Here is a 19,949-nt window from a genome sequence, read left to right on the forward strand (position 1 = left end):
ATCAATGAAACCCATCGTCGCAACAGTTCTCGTCACGTTAAGCATCGCCGGTTCGGCTTGGGCCCAGGGCAAGATGACCACCGAACAACTGGCCGCCTACGACAAACCCGACCGCGAGAAAGTGCTCTACGCCGGCGCTAAAGCCGAAGGCAAAGTCACTTGGTACACCTCCCTGGCTGGCGATTCCTATAAAAAACTCGCCGCCGCGTACGAAGCGCGCTATCCCGGCGTGGCGGTGGAATCCTACCGCGCCACGCGCCAGGAGATGAGCGCGCGCATCCTGGCCGAGTCCCAGGCCAAGCGCTACATCGCCGACACCATGGAGACGACGATTCCACTGTTAAAACTATTGAAGGACAACAACTGGCTGGTGCCTTATTATTTCTCGACCATCGCCAAGTATCCCGATAATGTCAAAGAAAAGGCGCCCAAGGGTTTGGTCTACTGGGCCATCGATCGCGAATCCCACATCGGCCTCGCCTACAATAAAAATATCATCCCGCAGAAAATCGCGCCGCGAAACTACGAAGGACTGTTGCGCCCGGAATTCAAGGACAAGATCTCCTTCGCCGGTAGCGACACCGGCGTCACCGTCACCGGCGCCATGCTCAAGTTCAAAGGCGAGGAGTATGTCAGAAAGCTCAGAGCCTTAAATCCTTCGGTGCACAACGTCTCCGGCCGCGCCTTGCTCGACATGGTGATCTCCGGCGAAGTTGGCGTCTCGCCGACGACGTTTCGCAATCACGTCGAAGTCTCGCTCAAAGCCGGCGCGCCCATCGAATGGATTCCCATGGACGTGGTGCCGTCCAACTCCGGCTCCACCGCGGTCCTCGCCAAGTCGCCTCATCCCAATGCCGCGTTGCTGTTGGCCGACTTCATCCTCGGACCGGGCGGGCAGAAAGTTCTCGAAGAGTACGAATACGGCAACCCGACCAAGGACTACGGCTTCAAGCGCTGGTATCCAGAAACAGGCATGAGCGCCGAACAGATCGACAACCTCGAGAGCAAGTGGCGCACGATCATGCGCGACCTAACGCGACGGTCTTTCTAGTTTCTCCGGGAATTTGAATCCACGATAACGAAACTCCTTAGACTTCAAGCCGAAGGGTTTTGAGTGTGTCAACTGGAAGTCGCCTTGTTCCCATCCGTCATTCCCGTGACAACGGGAATCCAGGGAGGGCGGGTTTTAAACCCGCCCCTACGGCGAATCACCTGGATTTCCGCGTGCGCGGGAATGACGGACTTTCGCCGCGATTGGCGCATGTCCTGTCAGCCGTGGAAAAGGCAAGTGACGCCTATCATCGCCGCTCTGGTTTTTATTTGCCCTGCCGGATATATCATTGAACCAAAATCACCAGCGAGAGCGAGGTCATCATGAACACCGGTTCATTTGTCGACGGCAAATGGTTTCACCCGAAGTCGAATCGATTGGTGCGTAATATTAACCCGGCGGATACCGATGAAGTAATCGCCGAGTTTCCCGCCGCAACCGCCGAGGATGTCGCGCGCGCGATCGACGCGGCGCAAGCGGCATTTCGCGGTTGGAAGAAAACTCCCGGCCCCGAGCGCGGTCGGGTGCTGTGGCGCGCCGCTGACATCGCGCGCCAACGCGCTGACGAAATCGCCCGCACGCTCACCCGCGAAGAAGGAAAAATTCTCAAAGAAGCCAAAGGCGAAGTGATGAAAGGCATCTCGCTGTTGGAATTCTACGCCGGCGAGGGTTTTCGCATGCACGGCATGACGCTGCCGTCCGAAGCGCGCGATACGTTTACTTACACGATTCGCCGTCCGCTCGGCGTCGTCGGCCTGATAGCACCGTGGAATTTTCCCTGGGCGATTCCGGTGTGGAAATCCGCTCCTGCGCTGGCCGCGGGCAACTGTGTGATTTTCAAACCCGCTGAACTGACGCCCGCCACCGCCGCTCTGCTTACCGAGATTTACACAGAAGCCGGATTGCCTCCCGGAGTATTCAACATGCTGGTCGGCGCCGGCTCGGTGGTTGGCGAAGCGATGGTTCACTCGCCGGTGCTGCGCGCGATCTCATTCACCGGATCGAACGAAGTCGGTGGCGCGCTCTACGCCAAGGCGGCCCAGCGCGGCGCTAAAGTAACCTGTGAAATGGGCGGCAAGAACGCGGTCATCGTCATGGCCGACGCCGATCTCGACAAGGCGGCCATCGCCATCCACGGCGGCGCCTTCGGCTCCACCGGCCAACGCTGCACGGCGACTTCGCGCGTGATCGCGGCGCCCGCCGTCAAAGACGCGCTGGTCGAACGACTGGTGGCGGCGGCGAAAAACATCACAGTGGGTCCCGGTCTCGACGAGTCGGTCGATATGGGTCCGGCGGTCGACAACAAACAATGGAAAACCGATCTCGATTACATCGCCATCGGCCAGCAAGAAGGCGCGCGTCTGCTGCTCGGCGGCAAAGCGCCGCAAGAGCTTGGCAAAGGTTATTTCGTCGAGCCGACGATATTCGACAACGTCACGCCGGCCATGCGCATCTTCAAAGAAGAAATCTTCGGCCCGGTGCTCGCAGTCACCACGGCGAACAATCTCGACGAAGCGCTCAGCTACGCCAACGGCGTCGAGTATGGCCTGACGACGTCGATCTTCACGGAAAATATCGACACGATCATGAACTTCGTCGAGGAAGTGGAAACCGGCATGGTGCACGTCAACGAACCGACGATTGGCGGCGAAGCTCAACTACCCTTCGGCGGCACTAAGGCCACCGGCGTCGGCGAGCGCGAGATGGCGGTCGAGGGACTGAACTTTTTCACTGAGTTGAAAACCGTGTTTATCAACTACTCCGGCAAGGCGGAGAGGTTGATGATTCGGTGAAGTAAACAAGCAGAGATATCACCGCCGAGACGCGGAGCATCCAGAGATAAGAGATTTGTATTAACTCTCTGCGAACTCAGCGCCTCTGCGATGAAAGTCCCGTAGGTCGGGTACGCTGCGCTAACCCGACCTACGGGCTTCTGCTGGTAGAAATTGTCAGTAGCGCTGCCGAAGTGGCTTTGATACAATACAACCACGATGAGCAAGGCTACAGAGACATCTTCGAAAATCATCGAATCGCTTCCGCAAGCCACACAAAACGAGTTGTCGAAGAACTACGGGCTTTAACTCTATCGAGTCTTTAGGACACCTACCCAAACTAACGATGGAAAAAATCGTCCGCAAGTTCCGATCTTTTGACGCGCAAGAAGAGGCCGAATACGAAGAATACCGGCATCTTTCGGGCGATGAAAAACTTCAACGCCTCCTCGACTTGATTATGCCGGAGAATCCCGATGCAGCAACTATCGACCGATCTGCGCGAGTTCATCCGCTTGCTGACCACGAAGAATGTTAGGTACGTTATCGTCGGCGCCTGGGCCCTCGCCTTTCACGGTCGGCCGCGCTACACGGGCGATCTTGATGTCTTTGTCGCGCGGGATGAGCAAAATGCTGACAATTTAATCCAGGTTATCGATGCATTTGGATTTGCCCAACTCGGCATCAAACGTGAAGATTTTTTACAAGTGGATTACGTCATTCAACTCGGGCGAGAACCTAACCGTATAGATATTTTAACTGGAATCAGTGGTGTGACCTTCGAAGAAGCGTGGGCGAACCGAAATCAAGGCAACCTATCCGGGCTCCCAGCATTTTTCCTGAGTCGAGATCTCTTAATCAAGAATAAACGCGCAGCCAACCGGGACAAAGACCTCGGTGATATTAAACTCCTAGAAAAAACCCGACCCACCCGATCCTAAGCATTCAAAACATTAGGTCGGGTTAGCAAGCGTAACCCGACATCCGCTCTACTCACTGACCAACCGAGCCAGGTCACATCCTCAGTGGCGATGTCGAGCAAGACGTTCGTATCGAAAAGGATTCCGCTCATTCCTCACCACGAGTGAGGGCCATCACGTCCGGCAGAGCGTCGCCCCGCGCCCGCTTGAGTCAGGCTTCGGCAGCCAGCGACGCGGCGAGTTCGTCCACTTGCGGTGTCGGTAAATGCTCAATAGCGGTTTCAATTTCAGCGATAGTGCTCATAGGCAAAAGTCTAGCATCGCATCGGAGAAACCGTCAACAAGCCCGGCCTCTGCGCCGCGATGTTGCATCGCGGTTAGCGCAGGCGTCGGCTTACGCTGCGCTAACCCGACCTACCGGCTTTACTCTTCTACCAGCGTGATATTTACCAACCACTGATGCGCATCGCTGGCTTCTCCACGAGAGGTGGTGACAGCTAAACCGACAGCGGTGGCCGGCCCTTGCTCAAATGTCTCGTTGCCGTGGTTCGATGCATGGACTTTCCATTGTTGGGTGTGTATGCCCGTGCAGTTGAACAGCGTGCGGCCCTCTGCCACGGCCCCAGTTGAACGCTGAGTTACCGCCACTCGTAGAGACGCCCTCTCCCCCTTAGTGCACTCAATTGGCCCGGTCACAATGATATGGCGACCGTTGTCAGTCATAATGGCGACCGGGTCGATGGTGTTATATGTAACCCTTGCGAAGACTAGAGATGCGCCCCCCCCGCAAAGGTCAGGACGATGGCAGCCGACATGAGACGGTTCATGCGCTTTTGGGTTGGTTGAGCAAACATGGTTAGTGTTCCATTCTGTCGATGTTGAAGTCGAACGTGTAGCGCCTTTATCGCCAACGGCTAGCGGTAGTCAAGAGCCGTACCGTAGGTCGGTTATGCTGAACGCTAACCCGACCCACGACGGTGGGAGAGCAAGGCTGGTGTGCTCATCGACGAAAAAAAAGGGCGCAGCATGCTGCGCCCTTACAACCCTGATATTTGTTCCGACCCTTTGCGTACTTTGCGCCCCGATCGCCCTGAGCATCGTCGAAGGATGCGGCTAATTTTTCTTCTCTTCCACCGGCGCCGCGCCCTGCCAGTGGCCGACATCGACGATAATGCCCTCCGGCCCTTTATATTTATCTTCGTAGTAGGCTGTGCCGAGATTCACCGCGCCAGCTTTTTCCGCGCCCGCCGCTTCTAACGCCTTAAACTACTCCTGATCGTTGTCCGTGGAGAAGCCGATGTGGTCGATGCCGGCTTGGCCGCCCGTACCGGCGGCGAGCGGAAGAACCGTGATGTTGACCGAACCGTCGCTCAGATCGATGGCGTTGTTCTTGCGCTTCTGGATCAACTTCATGCCCATGGCGTCGACAAAAAAATTAGCCATCGCGTCCACGTCCACCGCACGGTAAGCAATGTGTCTGATTTTAGCCATGATCGGCCTCCAAAAAAATATTTGGCGTCTAAGGTTCAACTCTCGACGCTAGACTCGGAATAATTCTATCCGCCGTAGAAGACTTTGTCGCCCAAATCGCGCATCGCCAAGATCGCATCGTCAGGCCGCCCGGCTGGCGCCACAGCAACGCCGGCATCTTTCACTTCGCCGACAAAGATCGAGTGATCGCCCATCTCGACGGTGTTGACCAGCGTGCACTCAACGAACGCCGGCGCCTTCTCCAAGATCGGCGCGCCCAACGAACCTTTGCGGAACGCTTCGCCGCCAATCGTGTTGCCGTCCCGCTCAAGCGGTTTGAAAAAAGTAAAAGCCTGACCCTTCTGATCTTTGCCCAACATGTTGAGGGCAAAGACCTTCGACTCTTTGATCAGCGCGTGCGCACCCGAGTCGGTCTTCACAGCGACCACCACCAGCGGCGGCGCAAACGCCGTCTGGGTCACCCAGTTGACCGTCGAAGCGGCCACCTTGCCGTCTTTTCCTTCAGCGGTAAGAACGTAAATCCCGTAGGGGATCATCCGCAACGCGGTTTTCTTCGCATCAGCATCCATAATTTTATCCTTTCAATTTCGATCTGCCGAATCGGCGAAGCGATTCTATGGGAGAGTAACCGATTGCGCAAGCGCAAGCCGCGTCATGTCGCATTTTGAACCTTCGAATTCCCTCGCCCTCTGGGAGAGGGCTAGGGTGAGGGCGTACGAAAAATTCAAACCCTCACCCCCCGCCCTCTCCCATCGGAATGGGCGAGGGAGCCGGGAAAAGCATCGCTGGCTGGTTCTATTGGCCTACAAACGAAACGCCACGGTGGCGAAAACATTACCGTTGACCTCGAAGCTCCCGACATCGGTCATCCCCAAACCCGCGACGTGGGCATCCATCGAGTGTTGGTTGGCGCGTGCGATCAGCGCGACGCCGACTTCGAACCGCCCTGCCAGGTCTCGTTTCTGCGCTTCGAACAAGCCGCGCAAAAGTCCTTGGCGCCGATGAACGCGGTCGATGCACACCGGACCGTAGGCATAGGATTTGTAAGTATTGAGCAGCTGGCCGTCAAAGCGCAGGCGATCGTAGGATTCGATCATCTTGGCGACCACGGGCGAACCATGGTTGAATTCGTTGCGAAAGGCGCAGAGAAATCCGGCGAGCTGGCCATCGACAATCGCCACCGTCGTGCCCAAATCTTCCGCCATGGCGGCGGTCTGATCCAACGTAAATACCGCCGAGAGAAATCCATCCGCGCGCTCATCGGCGGCAAGATTGGTGATGAAGTTGGCGGCGTTGAGCTGCACGATGGCCGGATAATCCGCCGGCAACGCGCGGCGATAATCAGTAGCACCCATAATCATCTCGCTCGGAACAAAGCTATCAGCCAAAACACCGCACCGTAGGCGACTCCGGTAATCAGGGGTAATGCCCACTGCATGACTTGAAAGACAACGCGGCCATTCGCCTCGACAGTATTTCTACTATTGAACACGATGTCCCAAATTGACTGGATACAGTAAGCTACAATACCCGAAACAATACATGAGAGCAGCGTCCATCCGAAAATAGATCGGCATAACAGAAATACCGGCACAGGGATAAATAGAACCCAGTAATCAAATGACAGCGCACCTATCCCGTCAGAAAAGCTGAAGCAAACAAGGGCTAACGAACTAGAAATAATCAAAGCCAGTAGCGGTGACATTACAAACGCTAGTATGATTCGAATCCAGGTCATTACCTTCTCCAGAAATACTCGCGTGAACTCAGGAGCAATCACTCCATGACTACGCCGCGTCATCAGGCGGTCCCTGCCGTGAACGCCTACCGACCGCCGCGGTAAAACTTGGCCGCTTCGGTATCGGCATCGCCAACGCGCCGCCATAGGGCCCGCCGTTCCACCAGCCGCTTTCGCGCAGATACCATTCCGCCTCGGCCTGAAACTTCCTCGCTTTCCCGCCGGCACCGCGCCGCCTGTAACAATCGGCCAAGCGCCAGCAACGATCGCCGAGATAATAGCAAACATCTGCGTTGGGTTCGCCGCTCCTGCCGGCTTTAGCGATGACTAAAAGCAAGTGAGCCACCATGATATCGATCCATAACCGTAGAGCCGTCGAAAGTTCTTTCATACGCACTCCTACGTCCCAGCTATCCCAACTAAATTATTTCGGAACGGGCCGCTCCGGCGAACCCTCGCCAGTCCCACCGCTGAACCACTTAAATAGCTCCGCGCATAAGCCACCGAGCAGGCCGGCGGGGATCAGTGCGGCAAGTGACAAACCGATGAACCATTCGGGCATATCGCTTTCCTTGGCGATGAGCTGCATGAATAGGCCGAACAGCACCGACCCGACGGCGACCAAGCCGCCATGTTTCATCTCAAGCACTCCCGCCTTATAAGCCGCGTAAAAACCGCCGATTGCCGTACCCAAGCAACCGAGCAGCAGACTCGCCAACAAACCTTCGCTGGTGAGTAAATAGGCGGCCATCGCTTGCTCATTGGTCGCTGCCCCCTTGCCGATAGCAAAGGCAAAGTAGAGTTCGAACAAGACATAGCTTGAGATGGTGTCGAGCATCACGCCGGTGACCACTGGGCGTAGTTGAATGCCGGTGAAAAAGCCAGTGGGTTCGATGGCGGCGGGGGCTTCGGATTGGCGCGGATCGTATTGCATGAGGTGCTAGTTCTTTCTGCGATCGAGGTTGCGATTAAATGATTGCGCGGTCCGACCGATATTCTGAATTAGGAAGCAGCATGATGTCATCGGCAAAAATCCTCAAGCCCGATACGCCGCCCAAACGACGCGCGCCGCACTTCCCGGCGCTGCGTTCTCGACTACGCCTTTGGCTGTTTCCAGCGCGGCACCTTCTTGCGATTTGGCATGCCGTCGCCAAGCAGCGTCCGGCCGCCGAGCGGAAACTTTTTCGGCGGCACCGCGCCTAGGATCATAAAGACCACGTCTTTTTTCGAATCGTTGCCGATGGCGCACCAGACAGTGGCCGCCACCCGCACCGCCGTTCCCTCCGGCATTTTGATCCGTTTACCGTTGAGTATTATCGTGCCGTCGCCTTTGAGGGCGATGAAAACTTCTTCCTGAACCTTGTGGCGGTGCACGTAGGTCGCGCCCTGGCCGGGCTTGATGCGCACGTAACTAAAGCCCACGCCTTTGCAGCCCATGGGTCTGGAAAGAAATTCCTTCTCGACCACTTTGCCGATGGGCATGAAGATCTTGCTGTAACCGGTTGCCATACTTCCTCCTCGCCCGCGATATTGTCGGCGCGGTTGACTTGCACCCGACTATCAGGAAAATAACTTTTCACAGGGGCGAAAGGCAACCGATCCCGCGAAATGTTTCATCGCTACGACTACGAAGCGGAGTTTTACCCGGACTTGAGCCGCTTGCCGCTCGATTTGCGCCGCAAGCTCGATGTCACCGGCGTCAAGCTTGGGCTCAAAGATTGGCTGGCGCTGAGCTTCGAAGAGCGCAGCGTGCTTTGCCATCTGCCCTGCGACAACGCGGAAGAATGTCAAGTCTTCGCCAACTATCTCGACTTTCTGTCGCACAAATATCGCAATGAACCAATCAGCCGCATCGCGCCCAGCGATCCTGCGCTGTGGAGTGAATTATCGGTGCCGCATGCGGTACGCGAACGGAGCGACGCCGTCACCGTCGATCGCTGGCGCGGCTGGCCGTCTCATGATCGCTATGCGCTCTACAAAACCGCAACATCCAAAAGCCAACCCGATGCCTTCGAGCTGGTCTTGAAGCAACTCTCTGGCAACTAACGCCTACCAACTAAAAACTGCCGTGAAATCCAACGACACGCTGCTCTGGCGCATCGTTCCCTGCGATCTCAAACGTGTTAATTTAGCGCCGCGACAATCCGGTCTTCAGCGAACCGGACTACAATGCCGAAGTGTGACTAAAAAGGCGTGAGAAAATTTCGAGAATTGTCGCTGGGGAATTGCTATAGTAAGCTCACTTGGTCGCAGCGAGTCGATTCAAAATTTGCCGATCAACCAGTCTGCGTGCTGTCTAGAGAACTCTTGATCAAAAACAAGCTGACAGCGGCAAGACCGCAGGACCTAGCCGATGTCGAAAGATTAAAAAGAAAAATCACCTCATAACGAAAGACTGACCTTTGTCGCTAACGATTTTTTTCATAATGGTCGCCGCGGCCGCACTGAGCGGCGCACAATTTGGTCCAGGCCCATGGTACATGGCGTTGCACAAACCCGCTTGGACTCCACCGAACTGGCTCTTCGCACCGGTTTGGACGGCGCTGTATATCGCCATTGCCGTTGCCGGTTGGTCTCTGTGGCGTTCCAAAGCTATTAGCATCACCAAACCCATCCTGATTTGGTTACTGCAGTTGATTCTAAACGCTCTCTGGTCATGGCTCTTCTTTGGACTGCACCGCCCAGATCTCGCATTGATCGATATCATCGCGTTGCTGGCGGCGATCTGCTGCTTTATCGCGACGGCCCACAAAGCTAGCCAAACCGCCGCGTGGCTATTTCTTCCCTATGCCCTTTGGGTGGCAATTGCCGCGGCGCTAAATTTGGCGATCTGGCGGCTGAACTAACAAACATTCAGTGACACATGGCAGAGGTTTCAAATGACTGAAATGCTTTTCCCGCGCTTCTCGGAAACTGAATACGGGCGCCGTTACGACGCCATCCGCGATGCCATGAAAAGAGAAAACCTCGACGCACTGTTGATCTCCGGTGCGCGCGGCTCGTCGGAGGTCGCCTATCTCTCGAACTACCAAGCGCAGTCGCCCTGCTGGATGATATTTCCGCGCGAAGGCGATGCCACGGTCTTGATCCATTATTTCAATCATCAACCTTGCGCCAAAGCGCAGTCGATCGTCGACGATGTCCGATGGTACGGGCCGACGCCGATGCCGACGTTGGTCGAAGAGATTCGCAAGCGCGGACTGAGCAAAAGCAAAATCGGCCTGGTCAGCATGCGCGCCATGGCGTACGGCAGCGTGACCGAATTGCTGCGCCAGTTTCCAGAAGCGGATTTCGTCGAGTTCGGCCCGCAGTTCGGCAGAATACGCCGCGTGCGCAGCGAAGCAGAGCTGGTCTATCTTCGCAAAAGCGGCTATCTCACCGACCTCGCTTGCGAAGCGTTGGAAAACAACCTACGGCCCGGCCTGACGGAACAAGATGTTCTCTCGATCGTCTACAACGCCTACGTGAAAAACGGCGGCGATCCGGGCATCCACTTCATCGCGTCAACGAACATGGACAACCCCGACCGCTTCGTCCCCTGGCAGCGTCAGACATCACGCGTGCTCGAAAAAGGTAGCATCGTCATCACCGAACTCACCGTCAGTTACTGGGGCTACTCGACGCAAATCCATCGCCCCTTCGCGATCGGCAAAGAACCTGCGCCGATTTACCGCAAACTCTTCGACGCCGCCTACGAATGCTACGAAAGCGTGCGCAAAGTTTGCAAACCCGGCACCACTAGCGAACAGATCGTCGCGGCAACATCAGCCATCGAAGATAACGGATTCACCAGCTATGACAGCGTCTTTCACGGCGAAGCCGGTAAATCTCCCGAGCTTGGCACGAAATCAGCAACTCATCCGCTAGAAAAATGGACGCTCGAAGAAAACATGGTTCATGTCATTCAACCCAATCCGGTCACCAAAGATTTTACGGCGGGCTTGCAGCTCGGCGCCGCCGTCGTGGTAAAACCGAATGGCGGCGAGGCGCTGCACGACTATCCGTTTAAATTTTCCGTATGCGGGTGAAATCGATTTATGAAAAAACGTAATGACTGAACCAACCGTCGAAATTCTCGCCTTCGACGTTTTCGGCGCCGTCGTCGATTGGCGCTCAAGCGTAATCGCCGAAATCGAACAGCTCGCCAAAGCCAAAGGTCTCGACATCGACTGTGCCGCCTTCGCTGACGCTTGGCGGGCGATTTATCGGCCCTACATGGACAAAGTGCAGAACGGCGAACTGCCGTGGACGAAGTTGGACGATCTCCATCGCATGATGCTCGCCGAGACGCTGAAAAAGTTCGACATACTGAAACTCAGCGATGACGAGAAAGAAAATCTCAATCGCGTCTGGCATCGGCTCAACCCCTGGCCGGATTCCGTGCCGGGACTGCAACGGCTGAAATCGAGATTCGTCATCACGACGCTGTCCAACGGTAATATTTCGCTATTAACAAACATGGCCAAACACGCCGGCCTGCCGTGGGATTGCATCCTATCGGCGGAAAACGTGCGCCGCTACAAACCGGCGCCGGAAGTCTATCTATTACCGCTCCGACTCTTCGATCTCAAACCCGAAGAGGTCATGATGGTCGCCGCGCATGAACATGATCTGCAATCCGCGAGTAAACATGGACTGCGCACGGCATATGTACATCGGCGGATGGACCGTGGACAGGGAAAAGAATCGGCCTAGCCCCCGGCAGGAAGATTCGACATCTTAACCGCTGACTTTTTAGATCTTGCCAAGCAACTTGGCGTTTAACCGAAGGAGCTATCTTGTTTGCACGAGCTTTGACAATCGTTTTAATTCTAGCTTTCTCCGTCCTCGGACTAGGCCGCGCAGAAGCCCAGCGCCTGCGCGCCGCCAGCGGCGGGCTTTCGGTGATCCATTCGCTGCTCTGGGTCACCTACGACCAGAAGCTTTTGAAAAAGTACGGATTCGATTTGGAATACATCGCCATCGAGAACGGCACGGTGGGCATGCAGGCATTGATTGCCAACGAAGCGCAGTTTCTTTTTTCCACCTCGTCCCTCGCCGTGAGCGCCAACCTACGAGGCTCGGACATCGCCGTGGTCGGCGGCGGATTGAACTTCATTCCCGACAAACTGATCGTCCGACCGGAGATCAAGCAGCCGGAAGATCTCGCCGGCAAACGTTTGGCGATCAGCCGCTTCGGCTCGTCGTCCGAAGTCAGCGCCAAGCTCACGCTGGAAAAAGTCGGCGTCAAACCGGAAAGTGTTTCGTTGATTCAGCTAGGCGGCGTTTCCACGCGCCAAGCGGCATTGATGGCCGGCCAAGTCCAAGCGACGATTTTGAGCGATCCCCAGGCGACGGCGGCGGTCAATGCCGGCATGAAACTTTGGGTCGACTTATCCGAGAGCAAATGGGGCCTGCCGCGCTTTTGCTTCAACTGCTTCATGGCGAAGCGGAGCTTTCTCGAATCGAATCGCGCCGCCGCCATCGGCTTTCTCAAGGCGGTGATCGAAGGACTCTATCTGCTTAAAAAAGACAAACCTCTCGGCGTACGGCTGATCAAGAAATATTTGCGTCTGAACGACGAAGCGGCGTCCATCGGTTACGACTTCTATATCGCCAAACATGGCGAAGGTCTGCTCAGTCTGCCGGAGCGCAAGGGAATGGAATTTGTCATCGCCGAAACCGCCAAAACCAATCCCGCCGCGGCCAAGGCGACGCCGGAAAGTCAGCGCCTGGTGGAAGGAAGCTTGCTAGATGAGATTAAAGCCAGCGGCTTTGTCGAGCGCTTCAAGTAATCGATCCAAGCGAAAAGCAGATGGCAAATCACCGACTCTTTCACCCAGCGATCCCTACAAATAGAGAAGTCTGCGCGCCATTGTCGGTAGAACCAAGAAAGGTGGGCGCATGCAGTTGAATCGAGAATCGCTCAAAGATATCTTGATCACCGTCGTCCTGCCGCTGCTCGCGGTGACCGGCGCATTCTGGGTCGCCGCCAAATTCGTCAAGCCCGCGCCGCCCGATAGTTTTGTTATGACTACCGGTGCCGATGGCGGCGCTTATCATCTGTTCGCGCAACGCTACCGCGACATTCTCAAACGGGAAAAGATCACGGTTACGCTGAAACCGTCGGCGGGCTCCATCGACAATTTGCAGCGCTTACAGAAGAGCGACAGCGGTTTTGACGTTGGCTTGATTCAGGCCGGCGTCGTTCTCGGTGAACCGCCCGCGGGCCTGCGTTCCCTCGGCGCGGTGGCTTACGAACCGTTGTGGATTTTTTATCGCGGCAAAGAAGACCTCGACAAACTGAGTCAGCTCGCCGGCAAGCGCGTCGCCGTCGGCGCCGAAGGCAGCGGCACCCGCGCCCTCGCGCTGCAATTATTAAAAATTAGCGGCATCGACGGCTCGACCAGCGAACTGTTACCGATTGGCGGCAATGAAGCGGTAAGCGCGCTCATCGAAGAATCGGTCGACGCCGCGCTGTTGGTCGCGTCAGCCGACGCGCCCACAGTGCAAACCTTGGCCAAAGCCAAAGACATCAAGCTGGCAAATTTAATCCAGGCCGAAGCGTTCACGCGCCGCTTCCCTTATCTGACCTCCATGCAGTTGCCGCGCGGAGCCGTCGACATCGCCGCCGACTTGCCGGCGCGCGACGTCACCTTGATCGCCACCACCGCCAACTTGATCGTCAAAGAAGATTTTCACCCGGCGTTGGGCTACTTGCTGCTGCAAGCCGCCAGCGAAGTCCACGGCCGCTCCGGCATGCTGCAAAAGGCCGGCGACTTTCCCGCCGCCAAGGAAATTGAATTCGTTCTCGCCGACGAAGCCAAGCGCTTTTACAAAACCGGCACGCCGTTCTTGCAGCGCTACTTGCCCTTCTGGGTGGCGAATTTAATCGAACGCATGGCAGTGTTGTTGCTGCCGCTGGTCGCCGTGCTCTTGCCGCTGTTTAAAATTCTGCCGGCGCTGATCCAATGGCGCAACAAATCGCGCCTGTTCAAATGGTACGGCGAGTTGAAATATTTGGAAGCCCAGGCCGCGGCCGACCCCGAGGTCGCGCAACTCGGCAACTATCTCCATCGTCTCGACGATATCGAAATCGGCATCAACAATACCCGGGTGAGCGCAAACTATTCCGACTACGTTTACAACCTGCGTCTCCATGTCAACCTCGTGCGTGATCGGCTGCACAGGATTACCCAACAAAGCCAAACCGGCTAGGGAGAAATACGCCATGATCAAAGGACTGCATCACAGCGCCTACCGTTGCCGCGACTCGGAACAGACGCGCAAGTTCTACGAAGATTTTCTCGGCTTGAAATTGGTCGGGTCCCTGGCGATCAAAGACCGGCCGAAACTTGCCAAGAGCAACGTGCTGCACACCTTCTTTCAGATGGACGACGGATCGTGCTTGGCATTTTTCGAAGCTCTGGACATGCCCTTCGAGTTCAAAGCGCAACAAGATTTCGACTTGCACATCGCCTTGGAAGTCGACGAACCGACGCTGCACGCGATGTTCGCCAAGGGAAAAGAACAGGGCATCGATACCCGCGGCATCGCCGACCACGGCATGGTGCACTCGATTTACTTCCGCGATCCCAACGGCTACGTCGTCGAGCTAACGACAAAAATGCCAAGCCACGACGAAGCGATGAATCCGGCAACGAACAAGGCCCGCGCGATCCTCGACGACTGGCAGCAAATGAAAGCGTAAAGCGGTATAGCATTCGAATTCTGCTTTTGCGTCCCTTTGCGTTCTTTGCGGCCAATCCTCCGATTCCGGTAGGGGACGGTCGCGACCGTCCCCTACATCGAAGCAACCTATTCCGCCAAACGCTTAAGGCGCGCGCCGAGGAAGATGTAACCGACCAGCGCCAAGACGATCGCACCCGCGGCGATGGCGATGGGCGCGCTGGTCCATTCGGCGACGAATCCTGCTTGCATGCCGCCCAACTCGCGCAAGCCGCCGCCGGTGAGACCGTAAAATCCCGACACTCGCCCACGATACGATTCCTCGACGCGTAACTGAATCGATGTATTGAGCAAGGTTTCGAACACCGTGCTGAGCGCGCCGACGACGACCAACGTGGCAAACGCAAGCCAAGCAACCGTGTTAAGCGCGAAGAAGCACAGGCAGATCGAAAACGCCAACAACAGCGCAACCAAGATCGGTCGGCGTGATCGCACGCGGCCGACTGACGCCAAGGTCAATGAACCGATGATCGTGCCAAGGCCGGGACCGGCGGAGATGAAACCGAATCCCGACGCGCCGACGTGCAGAACTTCCTTGGCGACCACCGGCAGCAAAGTAATGTAGGAGCGGCCAAAAATATTGAACAGCGCCGATACCGAGAGAAAAGTCATGATGATGCGCTCGCCGCGCACGTAGGTAAACGCCGGCTCAAACTCTCCAACACGCTGGACTTCGGCGCCTCGACATTTTTCGGGACATGCATGCGCAGCAGCGCGCCGATGACCGCGAGATAGCTGATAACGTTGGCGTAGAAACAGCCGTCGATGCCGATGTAAGCGACGGAAACGCCGACCAGACTCGGACCGATCAATCCCGCGCCGTTCCAAGTGAGTGCGTTTAAAGCGATGGCATTGACCAACACGTCGCGATCGACCAACTGCGGCAGCAGCGCTTGGCGCACCGGCTGTTCGAAGGCCCAGGTCGTCGAAGTGATCGCGCCAAGCACGAAGATATGCCAGACGCGGATCGAATCGGTCGAGATCAGCAGCGCCAACACCAGCGCGGTCAGCGCGGCGATGATTTGAATCGCCAGCAACACCTTGCGCCGGTCGATACGATCGGACATGACGCCGCCGAGAATAAAAAAGCTCAGCAGCAAGACCATGCGCAGCGAACTGAACAGACCAAGATAAAGCGGCGACGCGGTGAGATCGAAGAGCAGCCAGCCCATGGCGATGCTCTGCATCCATGAGCCGACGTTGGAGACGAAGTAGCTCGACCAAAACCAAAAATAGTTGGGATAACTGAGTGCGCGAAAGGCGCCGGAGCTGCGATCGAATTTCAAATCATTGCCAGATCAAGTGGATTGTTTAAGTGAAAGCCCGGAACATCGAACTCGATACACGCGTCACGGAACCTTGTAGCCCAACTCCTTCGCCACTTCTCGGGCGATGCGGTCGTCGGCGATCTCGTCGAAGGCGACCTTGCGATCGGTGAATTGACCGGCGGCTTGGAGCGACTTCATAATCAAGTCCATCCCCTCGTGCGTCGGCACGCCGCTACCGCTGACGGTCTTTTTAAGAGCGTCGTAAGTGTCCTCCGCCGCCTCTTTATCGACCTGCAAGTATTTCAACATCAGCGCCGTGGCTTTTTCCTTGGAGCGCAGCACTTCTTGCTTGGCCAATTGCAGCGAGCGCAGCACGCGCTTTACTTCGTCGGGACGGTTGCGGAGCGTCGACACCATGGTGGTCAAGCCGCCCAGCGGCATTTTTACTTTCGAGCCGACATCGAGCACTTCGCGAAAACGTTTCTTCTTAGCGTAAAAATCGAAGGGCGGGCTGAACATCGCCGCCTCGACAGTGCCGGTTTCCAACGCCGGCAGCATCTGCGCCGCACCGAGCACGACGTAAACGAAATTCTTCGGATTCTCCCCGGCGGCTTCGAGGGCGATCTGCAGGGCGACATGTGACGTGCCGCCGAGCCCCGTGATACCGATTTTCTTGCCGCGCAGATCGCGCAGATTCGGTATCTCGGGGCGGGCCATCAGGGAATAAATCAACTGGTCCGAGGCAAACCACACGCCGCGCGACTGCATGCCGCGCAAAGTGGCGGTTACGGAAGCCGGCCCGACGCCGGTGAAATATTGAATCTCGTTGGCCATCATCGCCATATTGCCGATCTGCGAACGGATCTGCACGATCTCGACATGCAACCCGTTCTCCTCGAAAATCTTCCATTGAATTCCGCCGTACAAAGCCAAACAGCAAATACCGCCGCTCGGATAGGCGACACGGATTTTACGCAGCTCCTGCGCGCTCGCCGCCGCGGCGAACCCGCCAAGCAAGGCGATGACGATCGCCCGACGAAACAATTTTCTGTGCATAGTGCGCTCCCTGCCTCCGGTTTATGCCATCGTTGTAAGTCCGTCAAATGATCCGCCTTTGGGGTGTGTTTCATTTTGTTTTTAACATCGCATCTCACTGTAGGGGCCGACCTGCGTGTCGGCCCTCTGAACGGGCGGACACATAGGTCCGCCTCTACAAATTCAGGCGAAACTGAATCACTACCCGCCTTTGGCATTAGTTGACAGTCTCCTCACGCCCATGTTTAGTGACCGTCATGCGCAGCAAGATTTTCTTTCTGGCCCTGCTCCTGCTCTTTGACAGTTCCCCAGCGTTCGCCCAACTGAAAAAAGTTCGCTTCTCGGTGAGCGCCGCATCCATCGCCGAACTGCCCTTTCGCATCGCCCATGTCAAAGGCTTCTATCGCGAAGAAGGGCTCGACGTCGAAGTGATCTTCATTCGCGGCGCGGTGGGCATGCAGGCGTTGCTCGGCGGCTCGGTGGATTTCACCTCGGCGTCGGGCTCGACCATCGCGGCGGCTGTGCGCGGTATCCCAGTGAAATTAGTTTTCATCGCCTCGGCCAAACCGCAGTTCGACATGGTCGCGCAAAAAGAGATTCGCTCGATGAACGACCTCAAAGGCAAATTCGTCGGCATCTCGTCGCGCGGCGGCGCCATCGATTTGCTTACTCAACTGATGGTCCAGAAACATGGCTTAACGCCGAACAAAGACGTCACCAGCCTGGTCATCGGCGGGCAAGAAGACACGGTGCTGGCGCTGCGCGCCGGCCGCATCGCCGCGGCGTTATTGACTCCGCCCCGGCCGTTGATATTGCAGCGCGAAGGTTTTAACCGCATCGGCTATTCCGGCGACTACATGCCGACCTACCCGAGCGGCGGCATCGGCGTCACCGATGAGACGATCAAGAGCAAAACGCCGGAACTGCAAGCCTTCGTCAAAGCCAGCGTGCGCGGCTTGCAATACGCCCGGCAAAATCGCGCCGACGCGAAAAAGCTCGTCGCCGATTATTTCGCCATCAAAGACGCCGCCCTGGCCGAGCAATTTTTCGACTTGTACTTGAGCCGCCTGCCGGTGAACGGTTCCGCCGACGAAGCCTGGATGAAAGGCGCCATCGAGTTCACTCAAAAGAGTTTAGGCGACGCATCCAAGGAAGCGAGCATGAGTCAAGTTTTCGATTTCAGTTTCGTGAATCGTGCGGTGCGATAAAGATTGCCCTCTCCCATCGGAATGGGCGAGGGAGTCGGAATCGATTTTGTTCCCTCGACCGCAACGCGGGAGAGGGTTAGGGTGAGGGCAGCAAAATAAAGATTCTGAGTATGCCAACCAGCCCCACACACACTCCCGTTCTCATCGCCGGCGCCGGCCCAGTTGGTCTCGCCCTCGCCAGTGAACTCGCTTATCGAAATATTCGCTGCTTAGTCGTCGAACAAACCGACGGCAGCGTCGACTTTCCGACGACCAACTTGGCCAACACCCGCACCGTCGAACACCTGCGCCGCTGGGGCCTCGCCGATCGTATGCGCTACCAATCCGGCTATCCCACCGACTATCCGCGCAATTATTTATTCGTCACGCGCATGGATGGCCATCTGATCGCCCGCTTCGATCATCCGGCCAACGGCGCGCCCGACGCGCGTTCGCCCTACAGCCCCGAAGGCCGGTTGTGGATTTCCAAACCCTACTTCGATCCGGTTTTGCGCGCCCATGTCGCGACGCTGCCGCAGGTCGAAGTGCGCTACGAGACTTCGTTCGAATCGTTTCAGCAAAACGACAACGGCGTCAGTGCCAAAGTCCTCGACAAAAAAACCGGTAGGAGCGAAATCATCGAAGCCGATTATCTCGTCGGCTGCGACGGCGGCCGGAGCAACATTCGCCGCGCCATCGAGATAAAATACGCCGGAGTTTTTTCCCAAGGCATGAACGTCGCCGTGCTGTTTCGCTCGCCGTTGTTGAAATTAATTACCCACGGCCCGGCGGTGCAGTATCAAATCATCAACGCCCAGTTGAACGGCGCCATCGCCGCCGTCGACGGCAAAGAACTTTGGCGTTTGAACATCCGCAACGTCAAACAAGAGCAGATCGATGGCTTGAACGCGCCGGAAAAACTGAGCTTCGCCCTCGGGCCGGACATTCCGTTTGAGTTGCTCGCCGTGCGCCCCTGGACCGGCCACTGCGTGGTCGCCGACAGTTACCAAAAAGGCCGAGTCTTTCTCGCCGGCGACGCGGCGCATTTGAACTGGCCCGCCGGCGGCTTCGGCATGAACACCGGCGTCGGCGACGCCGTCGACATCGGCTGGAAGCTCGCCGCCGTGCTCCAAGGCTGGGGCGGCGCGAATTTGTTAAATAGCTACACCGCGGAAAGAAAACCCATCGCCATGATCAACGTCAACGAAGCCGCCGAAATGCGCGCCAGCTTCGACAACCAAACGCCCTTCGCGCCGCAAATCGGCGACGACAGCGACGAAGGTCAAGCGCTGCGCGAAAAAGCCCGCGCCGCGATCATGCGCACCCGGGCGAAAGAATTTCAGCACGACTCGGTCGGCATCGAACTCGGCTACCGCTACGAGAACTCACCGATCTGCGTCGCCGACGGCACGCCCGCGCCGGAACTCGACCACGGCCTCTACGTCGCATCAACTTGGCCCGGCGCCCGCGCGCCCCACGTCCAACTAAAAGACGGCCGCTCGACGCTAGATCTTTATGGCAAAACTTTTGTTCTGTTGAATTTCTCCGCCACGAACACGACCACGATCACGAACAGCGCCAAGCAAGTCGGCTTGCCGCTGGAAGTAATAGCCATCGATGAACCGACGGTACGCGAAATCTACGAACACGATTTAGTCCTAGTCCGCCCCGACGGCCACGTCGCCTGGCGAGGCAATTCAATTCTAGCGAACCTCACCAAAATCATCGACAAAGTCCGCGGCGTAATATGAGCGTCATA

General features: G+C 56.8%; 21 protein-coding genes. 12 read left to right on the forward strand and 9 right to left on the reverse strand.

What is annotated here, in order from left to right:
• Window positions 1-4 precede the first annotated feature (4 nt).
• The 3 genes from EXR70_01620 to EXR70_01630 all read left to right on the forward strand — a co-directional run bounded on the left by EXR70_01620 (window position 5) and on the right by EXR70_01630 (window position 3,764).
• The gene (locus tag EXR70_01620) at window positions 5-1,051 is read left to right on the forward strand and encodes an extracellular solute-binding protein (GenBank protein MSP37175.1); all 1,047 of its coding nucleotides are present in this window, start codon (window positions 5-7) and stop codon (window positions 1,049-1,051) included.
• 323 nt (window positions 1,052-1,374) lie between these two features.
• Window positions 1,375-2,844, forward strand: a complete 1,470-nt coding sequence (locus EXR70_01625) for an aldehyde dehydrogenase family protein (protein MSP37176.1) — start codon at window positions 1,375-1,377, stop codon at window positions 2,842-2,844.
• Between the two features lie 455 nt (window positions 2,845-3,299).
• On the forward strand, window positions 3,300-3,764 hold the full coding sequence (locus tag EXR70_01630) for a hypothetical protein (GenBank protein ID MSP37177.1): 465 nt from the start codon (window positions 3,300-3,302) through the stop codon (window positions 3,762-3,764).
• A 1,245-nt stretch (window positions 3,765-5,009) separates the two neighbouring features.
• On the opposite strand, the gene EXR70_01635 is transcribed toward EXR70_01630, so the two are convergent.
• The 6 genes from EXR70_01635 to EXR70_01660 form a co-directional block, all read right to left on the reverse strand.
• Complete coding sequence (locus EXR70_01635; GenBank protein MSP37178.1) at window positions 5,010-5,234, reverse strand: VOC family protein; 225 nt, start codon at window positions 5,232-5,234, stop codon at window positions 5,010-5,012.
• 65 nt (window positions 5,235-5,299) lie between these two features.
• A complete protein-coding gene (locus EXR70_01640; protein MSP37179.1) occupies window positions 5,300-5,803 on the reverse strand; it encodes a flavin reductase in 504 nt (167 codons plus the stop codon).
• Window positions 5,804-6,037: 234 nt separating this feature from the next.
• Window positions 6,038-6,589: an N-acetyltransferase gene (locus EXR70_01645; GenBank protein ID MSP37180.1), complete on the reverse strand. Its 552-nt coding sequence runs from the start codon at window positions 6,587-6,589 to the stop codon at window positions 6,038-6,040.
• A 432-nt stretch (window positions 6,590-7,021) separates the two neighbouring features.
• Window positions 7,022-7,363 carry a hypothetical protein gene (locus EXR70_01650; GenBank protein MSP37181.1) on the reverse strand — a complete coding sequence of 114 codons (342 nt, stop codon included), beginning with the start codon at window positions 7,361-7,363 and terminating at the stop codon, window positions 7,022-7,024.
• A 33-nt stretch (window positions 7,364-7,396) separates the two neighbouring features.
• Window positions 7,397-7,906, reverse strand: coding sequence for a hypothetical protein (locus EXR70_01655; GenBank protein MSP37182.1), 510 nt, complete (start codon window positions 7,904-7,906; stop codon window positions 7,397-7,399).
• Between the two features lie 161 nt (window positions 7,907-8,067).
• A complete protein-coding gene (locus EXR70_01660; protein MSP37183.1) occupies window positions 8,068-8,481 on the reverse strand; it encodes a cupin domain-containing protein in 414 nt (137 codons plus the stop codon).
• Between the two features lie 99 nt (window positions 8,482-8,580).
• Here EXR70_01660 and EXR70_01665 point away from each other — a divergent pair, with 99 nt between their 5' ends.
• The 7 genes from EXR70_01665 to EXR70_01695 all read left to right on the forward strand — a co-directional run bounded on the left by EXR70_01665 (window position 8,581) and on the right by EXR70_01695 (window position 14,662).
• Window positions 8,581-9,018 carry a hypothetical protein gene (locus EXR70_01665; protein MSP37184.1) on the forward strand — a complete coding sequence of 146 codons (438 nt, stop codon included), beginning with the start codon at window positions 8,581-8,583 and terminating at the stop codon, window positions 9,016-9,018.
• A 380-nt stretch (window positions 9,019-9,398) separates the two neighbouring features.
• Complete coding sequence (locus tag EXR70_01670; protein MSP37185.1) at window positions 9,399-9,818, forward strand: tryptophan-rich sensory protein; 420 nt, start codon at window positions 9,399-9,401, stop codon at window positions 9,816-9,818.
• 33 nt (window positions 9,819-9,851) lie between these two features.
• Window positions 9,852-11,000 (forward strand): aminopeptidase P family protein, encoded by a 1,149-nt coding sequence (locus tag EXR70_01675; protein MSP37186.1) that lies wholly within the window; start codon window positions 9,852-9,854, stop codon window positions 10,998-11,000.
• Window positions 11,001-11,043: 43 nt separating this feature from the next.
• Entirely contained in the window at window positions 11,044-11,667 is a 624-nt protein-coding gene (locus EXR70_01680) for a haloacid dehalogenase type II (protein MSP37187.1), read from the forward strand.
• Window positions 11,668-11,747: 80 nt separating this feature from the next.
• Window positions 11,748-12,746, forward strand: coding sequence for an ABC transporter substrate-binding protein (locus tag EXR70_01685; protein MSP37188.1), 999 nt, complete (start codon window positions 11,748-11,750; stop codon window positions 12,744-12,746).
• 109 nt (window positions 12,747-12,855) lie between these two features.
• Window positions 12,856-14,169 carry a TAXI family TRAP transporter solute-binding subunit gene (locus EXR70_01690; GenBank protein MSP37189.1) on the forward strand — a complete coding sequence of 438 codons (1,314 nt, stop codon included), beginning with the start codon at window positions 12,856-12,858 and terminating at the stop codon, window positions 14,167-14,169.
• 13 nt (window positions 14,170-14,182) lie between these two features.
• Window positions 14,183-14,662, forward strand: coding sequence for a VOC family protein (locus EXR70_01695; protein ID MSP37190.1), 480 nt, complete (start codon window positions 14,183-14,185; stop codon window positions 14,660-14,662).
• 107 nt (window positions 14,663-14,769) lie between these two features.
• On the opposite strand, the gene EXR70_01700 is transcribed toward EXR70_01695, so the two are convergent.
• From EXR70_01700 to EXR70_01710, 3 genes are all read right to left on the reverse strand, one after another.
• On the reverse strand, window positions 14,770-15,333 hold the full coding sequence (locus EXR70_01700) for an MFS transporter (GenBank protein MSP37191.1): 564 nt from the start codon (window positions 15,331-15,333) through the stop codon (window positions 14,770-14,772).
• Window positions 15,309-15,986, reverse strand: a complete 678-nt coding sequence (locus EXR70_01705; protein MSP37192.1) for an MFS transporter — start codon at window positions 15,984-15,986, stop codon at window positions 15,309-15,311. The genes EXR70_01700 and EXR70_01705 overlap by 25 nt, the downstream gene beginning before the upstream one ends.
• A 63-nt stretch (window positions 15,987-16,049) precedes the next feature.
• Window positions 16,050-17,024 (reverse strand): ABC transporter substrate-binding protein, encoded by a 975-nt coding sequence (locus EXR70_01710; GenBank protein ID MSP37193.1) that lies wholly within the window; start codon window positions 17,022-17,024, stop codon window positions 16,050-16,052.
• 236 nt (window positions 17,025-17,260) lie between these two features.
• Here EXR70_01710 and EXR70_01715 point away from each other — a divergent pair, with 236 nt between their 5' ends.
• Together EXR70_01715 and EXR70_01720 are read left to right on the forward strand one after the other, a co-directional pair.
• Complete coding sequence (locus EXR70_01715) at window positions 17,261-18,211, forward strand: ABC transporter substrate-binding protein (GenBank protein ID MSP37194.1); 951 nt, start codon at window positions 17,261-17,263, stop codon at window positions 18,209-18,211.
• Between the two features lie 110 nt (window positions 18,212-18,321).
• Window positions 18,322-19,941 (forward strand): hypothetical protein, encoded by a 1,620-nt coding sequence (locus EXR70_01720; protein ID MSP37195.1) that lies wholly within the window; start codon window positions 18,322-18,324, stop codon window positions 19,939-19,941.
• Window positions 19,942-19,949 lie beyond the last annotated feature (8 nt).

Source organism: Deltaproteobacteria bacterium (genome assembly GCA_009692615.1).
Classification (GTDB): domain Bacteria; phylum Desulfobacterota; class Binatia; order UBA9968; family UBA9968; genus DP-20.